This is a genomic window from Salipiger sp. HF18 (genome assembly GCF_011806505.1).
Classification (GTDB): Bacteria; Pseudomonadota; Alphaproteobacteria; order Rhodobacterales; family Rhodobacteraceae; genus Salipiger; species Salipiger thiooxidans.
This window is the reverse complement of sequence record NZ_JAATOS010000296.1, coordinates 1-5,055: the sequence shown is the minus strand read 5'-3', so window position 1 is coordinate 5,055 and position 5,055 is coordinate 1. Positions and strand designations below refer to the sequence as shown.

Annotated in this window: 6 protein-coding genes, 1 tRNA gene and 1 pseudogene; 7 read left to right on the top strand and 1 reads right to left on the bottom strand. The window is 66.5% G+C overall.

Annotation, left to right across the window (positions count from 1 at the left end; genetic code table 11):
• Positions 1-188 precede the first annotated feature (188 nt).
• Positions 189-392: a hypothetical protein gene (locus tag HC022_RS18890; protein ID WP_167453452.1), complete on the top strand. Its 204-nt coding sequence runs from the start codon at positions 189-191 to the stop codon at positions 390-392.
• Positions 393-465: 73 nt separating this feature from the next.
• Here HC022_RS18890 and HC022_RS18885 read toward each other — a convergent pair.
• Positions 466-540, bottom strand: a tRNA-Val gene (locus tag HC022_RS18885).
• Between the two features lie 163 nt (positions 541-703).
• On the opposite strand from HC022_RS18885, the gene HC022_RS18880 reads away from it, so the two are divergent.
• The 6 genes and pseudogenes from HC022_RS18880 to HC022_RS18855 all read left to right on the top strand — a co-directional run.
• Entirely contained in the window at positions 704-1,402 is a 699-nt protein-coding gene (locus HC022_RS18880) for an HAD family phosphatase (RefSeq protein WP_167453451.1), read from the top strand.
• Positions 1,395-2,342 carry a sugar-binding transcriptional regulator gene (locus HC022_RS18875; RefSeq protein ID WP_167453450.1) on the top strand — a complete coding sequence of 316 codons (948 nt, stop codon included), beginning with the start codon at positions 1,395-1,397 and terminating at the stop codon, positions 2,340-2,342. Before HC022_RS18880 ends, HC022_RS18875 begins: the two co-directional genes overlap by 8 nt.
• 108 nt (positions 2,343-2,450) lie before the next feature.
• Positions 2,451-3,689: an ABC transporter substrate-binding protein gene (locus HC022_RS18870; protein ID WP_167453449.1), complete on the top strand. Its 1,239-nt coding sequence runs from the start codon at positions 2,451-2,453 to the stop codon at positions 3,687-3,689.
• Between the two features lie 145 nt (positions 3,690-3,834).
• The gene (locus tag HC022_RS18865) at positions 3,835-4,707 is read left to right on the top strand and encodes a carbohydrate ABC transporter permease (protein WP_008885962.1); all 873 of its coding nucleotides are present in this window, start codon (positions 3,835-3,837) and stop codon (positions 4,705-4,707) included.
• Complete coding sequence (locus HC022_RS18860) at positions 4,704-4,865, top strand: hypothetical protein (protein ID WP_167453448.1); 162 nt, start codon at positions 4,704-4,706, stop codon at positions 4,863-4,865. Before HC022_RS18865 ends, HC022_RS18860 begins: the two co-directional genes overlap by 4 nt.
• Position 4,866: 1 nt before the next feature.
• A pseudogene (locus tag HC022_RS18855) lies at positions 4,867-5,055 on the top strand (carbohydrate ABC transporter permease); the annotation flags it as partial.

Genomic DNA, 5,055 nt, shown 5'->3' with positions numbered 1-5,055 from the left:
TCAGCCCCTCGGCCTCGTAGAAATGCAGGGTCGAGACCGCGACGCCGGCGCGCGCGGCCATCTCTCCGACCGAGAGGTCGTTGGGGCGGATGGTTTTGCCGGGACGGGGGGGCATCGGGCGCTTGACCTCAAGTGAACTTGAGGACGCAAGGTGCCTGGGTTTTCGCGAATCTGCAAGGAGATCCCGGATGACCACCCCCACCCGCATCGTCGGACTGCGCCCGCTGCGCCCCGGCCTTCTCGCCCGGTTGCTCGGCTGGACGCATGCCCATCTGCGCGCACGGCGCACCACACGCCGCATCGATGCGCTGCGCCGCGACCGGGCCATCGCCCGCGATATCGGCCAGCCGCTGCCGCCACTGCCCGAGCGTCCGCTGCACGACAGATGGTAAGCGCCGGGGCCACGAAAGTGCACAGTCAACGACGCTCGTCACAGCGTCCGGATCCGTCGTAAATAAGGGGAAATGGTGGGTGATGAGGGATTTGAACCCCCGACATCTTCGATGTGAACGAAGCGCTCTACCACTGAGCTAATCACCCGGTAGCGGGTCTATTAGTGGAAGCCTCCGGGAGGCGCAAGAGGCCAATCGCAGCCTTTTTCGAGAAATCCGCCTTCCCTTGCGGGAGGCGGTTTTCGCGCGGCGCGGCGGGGCTGGTTCCGGCCCGGCACTTCGTCTAGAGGACGATGGGGGGGCTCCACATCATGACCGACATCCGGCTTGTCATCTTCGATTTCGACGGCGTGCTCGTCGACAGCGAGGTCATAAGCGCGCGCATGCTCGTGGCCGAGCTGGCGCTGCACGGGGTCGAGATCGACCTGCCCTACGTGGCGCGCCATTTCCTCGGCCGCAGCTACCCGGTGGTGCTGCACCAGATCCGCCAGGAGTTCGGCATCGCGCTGCCCGAGGGCTTCGAGGCCGAGTACCGCGCCCGGCTGGTCGAGGCCTTCCGCCACGAGCTGCGCGTCATGCCTGGGGCCCGCGAGACCGTCGAGGCGCTGCGCCTGCCCTACGCGCTGGCCACCAGCTCGAGCCCCGCGCGGCTGATGCGCTCGCTCGAGATCACCGGGCTCTCGGCGCTTTTCGAGGGCCGCATCACCACCGCCTCCGAGGTTGCCAACGGCAAGCCCGCCCCGGATCTGCCGCTGCTGGCGGCGGCCAAGGCCGGGATCCGGCCCGAGCATTGCCTGCTGATCGAGGACTCGCTCGCGGGCATCCGTGCGGGCCTCGCGGCGGGGATGCAGGTCTGGCATTTCACCGGCGGCAGCCACTTCGCCGAGATCGAGCCGCCCTCTGCCCCCGATGCGCAGCCGCACCGCAGGTTTGCAGATTTCGGCGAACTCGCGCATCTTGCCCCGCACCTTCTGACATCCGCTGCGACGAGGACCCTGCCCTATGAGTGACGACGGCGACGTACCGGCACAGGACATCGCGGCCCGGGCGGGCTGGCTCTACTACGTGGGCGGCCTGCGTCAGGACCAGATCGCCGAGGAGCTGGGGATCTCGCGCCAGCGCGCCCAGCGCATGGTGGCGCGCGCCGTGGCCGAGGGACTGGTGCGGGTGCGCATCGACCACCCCATCGCCGAATGCCTCGAGCTCGAACGGGCGCTGCGCCAGAAATTCGGCCTGAGCCGCGCCCGCGTGGCGCCGCGTCTCGGACCCGGTCAGGAGGCGCTGCGGGCCATCGCCTCCTTTGCCGCGCCCGAGCTCGAACGGGTGTTCCGCGACCAGACGCCGAAGCTCATAGCGCTCGGCACCGGGCGGACGCTGCGGGCGGTGATCGAGCAGATGCCGACGATCGCCGCCAGCCAGCACAAGATGGTCTCGCTGATCGGCAACGTCTCTCCCGACGGCTCGGCCTCGTTCTACGAGGTCATCATGCGCATCGCCGACAAGACCGGCGCACCGCACTACCCGATGTCCGTTCCGGTGATGGCGCGCGACGCCGAGGAGTTCGCCACCTACCGCGCGCTGCCGCACGTGCAGAGTTCGCGCGCGCTGGCGGCGCAGGCGGATATCACCATCGTCGGCATCGGCCAGATGGCGGACGACGCACCGCTTTTCATGGACGGGTTCATCACCGAGGCCGAGCTGCGCGCCGTGCAGAAGGCCGGGGCCGCGGGCGAAATCTGCGGCCATATCTTCGATGCGGACGGACAGTATATCGACCATCCCGTCAATGCTTTCATGGTCGGATCCAGGGTGCCAGTGAACGACAACCCGGTGCTCTGCATCGGCGGAGGCGTGAGCAAGATCAAGCCCTTGCGGGCCGCTCTTCGCGGGCGGCTGATCGCCGGGCTGATCCCCGCCGAGATCACCGCCGCTGAATTGATCAGCAGATAATCCACGCGATGCCCCCAAAACGGGCTTGACTCGACTCGTATCCATATGTGAGCTTTTTTTCACAATATGGGCATATGCTCATGCTGGGGAGATTTGGGAGGATAATCCATGCCTTATTCGTATCGCGCCCTTCTGGGCGCGTGTGCTGTTGGCGCACTCGCAACTTCGGCAATGGCCGAGACCATCACCGTCGCGACCGTGAACAACGGCGACATGATCCGCATGCAGGGCATGATGGAAGACTTCAACGCGCAGCACCCCGACATCGAAGTCGAGTGGGTCACGCTTGAGGAGAACGTCCTGCGCCAGCGCGTCACGCAGGACGTGGCCACCGGCGGTGGCCAGTTCGACGTGATGACCATCGGCAACTACGAGGTGCCGATCTGGGGCGAGCGCGGCTGGTTGCTGGCCCTCGACGATCTGCCCGAGGGCTATGACGCCGACGACCTGATCCCCTCGATCCGCGAGGCGCTGTCGGTGGACGGCACGCTCTACGCGCTGCCCTTCTACGGTGAATCCGCCTTCGTGATGTACCGCAAGGACCTCGCCGAGGCCGCGGGCGTGAGCATCCCCGAAGAGCCCACCTGGGCGCAGATCAAGGAAGCCGCCGCCGCGATGGCCATGGCCAACAGCTACGGCGCGCGCTGGTTCGACATGGACTGGAAACCGCAGTTCGACAGCGAGGAGTGGCAGGCGGCGTTCAAGGACTACCTCGAGATGATGACCAACTACGGTCCTCCGGGCGCGTCCTCGAACGGCTTCAACGAGAACCTCTCGCTGTTTCAGCAGGGCAAGTGCGGCATGTGGATCGACGCCACTGTCGCCGCGGGCTTCGTGACCGACCCCGAGGAATCCACTGTCGCAGACAAGGTCGGCTACGCGGTCTTCCCGAACAAGGAAGGCGTCGACAACCACGGCAACTGGCTGTGGTCGTGGAACCTCGGCATCCCGCAGTCCTCGGACTCGCCGGACGCGGCCAAGGCCTTCGTCGCCTGGGCGACCTCCAAGGAGTACACCCAGCTCGTGGCCGAGAAGCAGGGCTGGCGCGCAGCACCTCCGGGCACCCGCACCTCTCTCTATGAGAACAGCACCTACCTCGAGGAAGCTCCTTTCGCGACGCTGACCAAGCAGACCATGGACGCGGCCACCCCCGAGAAGCCCTCGGTCCAGGACGTGCCCTACGTCGGCGCCCAGTTCGTCTCGATCCCCGAATTCCAGGGCATCGGCACGGCGGTCGGCCAGCAGTTCTCGGCAGCCCTTGCCGGGCAGGTCGATGCGGACACCGCGCTCAACAACGCGCAGCAGCTGACGCAGCGCGAGATGATGAAGGCCGGCTACATCAAGTAACCGCCTTCCGCCTCGGGTGCGGGCCTGCCCTCCTGGCCTGCACCCCTTTCCGCCCGGCGCGCCGCCCGTTCCGTCCGTGCGTCGCATCCGCCGCCGGTGACGCACGTCCCGCGTCCCGGCGCCCCCTCCTGCCGAGAGACCTGCCATGGCCACCCAGCATTCCCGCGCCGCAGCAAGGTTGATGATCTCCCCCGCCGTGCTCTTGCTGCTCGGATGGATGATCGTCCCGCTGGTGATGACGCTCTACTTCTCCTTCCTCCGCTACAACCTGCTGATGCCGGGGATGGAGGAGTTCACCGGCTGGACCAACTACCGCTTCTTCCTCACCGACCCGGCCTTCTTCGACGCGCTCGGCAACACGCTGTTGCTGGTGGGCGGGGTGCTGCTGATCACCGTGATCGGCGGCACGCTGCTGGCGCTGCTGCTCGACCAGCCGTTCTGGGGACAGGGGGTGGTGCGGATCATGGTGATCGCGCCCTTCTTCGTGATGCCCACGGTGTCGGCGCTGGTCTGGAAGAACATGTTCATGAACCCGGTGAACGGACTCTTCGGACATTTCGCGCATTTCCTCGGACTAGAGCCCTATGATTTCCTGAGCCAGGCGCCGCTGGCCTCGATCATCTTCATCGTGAGCTGGCAGTGGCTGCCCTTCGCCACGCTGATCCTGCTGACGGCGCTGCAGTCGCTCGACCAGGAGCAGCTCGAGGCGGCCGAGATGGACGGCGCGAGCGCCCTGTCGCGGTTCTACTACATCATGGTGCCGCACCTTTCGCGTGCCATCACCGTGGTGATCCTGATCCAGACCATCTTCCTGCTGTCGATCTTCGCCGAGATCCTCGTGACCACCGCCGGCGGTCCCGGGACCGCCTCGACCAACCTCACCTACCTGATCTACGTGCAGTCGCTGCTGCAGTTCGACGTGGGCGGAGGCTCGGCCGGTGGCGTCGTCGCCATCATCCTCGCCAACATCGTCGCGATCTTCCTGATGCGGATGATCGGCAAGAACCTGGACGCATGACCATGGAACCCATCGATCACCCCAGCGGCTTCGCCCCGGCCACGGCCGGAGCGACCGGCGGCGCCCCCGAAGGCGCGCGGCCCGACACCGATGGCGCAACGCCGGACGCGATCTCCGGCGGGCGCAATCCCGGACAGATGACAGAGGGGGAGCACTGAGATGGCCCGCGCCGTGACCAACCGCCGGAAGGCGATCGTGACCGTGGCCGCATGGCTCGTCGGCATCGCGATCTTCTTCCCGATCCTGTGGATCCTCATCCTCTCGTTCAAGAGCGAGGGTGACGCCATCAAGACCCCGATCGAGGTGCTGACCTCGAACTGGACCCTCGAGAGCTATCACACCGTGCAG

What these genes read in the sequence shown, in the direction of transcription:
- HC022_RS18860 (WP_167453448.1), top strand. Translation starts at nt 4,704, where the DNA reads ATGACCATGGAACCCATCGATCACCCCAGCGGCTTCGCCCCGGCCACG.
- HC022_RS18890 (WP_167453452.1), top strand. Translation starts at nt 189, where the DNA reads ATGACCACCCCCACCCGCATCGTCGGACTGCGCCCGCTGCGCCCCGGC.
- HC022_RS18880 (WP_167453451.1), top strand. Translation starts at nt 704, where the DNA reads ATGACCGACATCCGGCTTGTCATCTTCGATTTCGACGGCGTGCTCGTC.
- HC022_RS18870 (WP_167453449.1), top strand. Translation starts at nt 2,451, where the DNA reads ATGCCTTATTCGTATCGCGCCCTTCTGGGCGCGTGTGCTGTTGGCGCA.
- HC022_RS18865 (WP_008885962.1), top strand. Translation starts at nt 3,835, where the DNA reads ATGGCCACCCAGCATTCCCGCGCCGCAGCAAGGTTGATGATCTCCCCC.
- HC022_RS18875 (WP_167453450.1), top strand. Translation starts at nt 1,395, where the DNA reads ATGAGTGACGACGGCGACGTACCGGCACAGGACATCGCGGCCCGGGCG.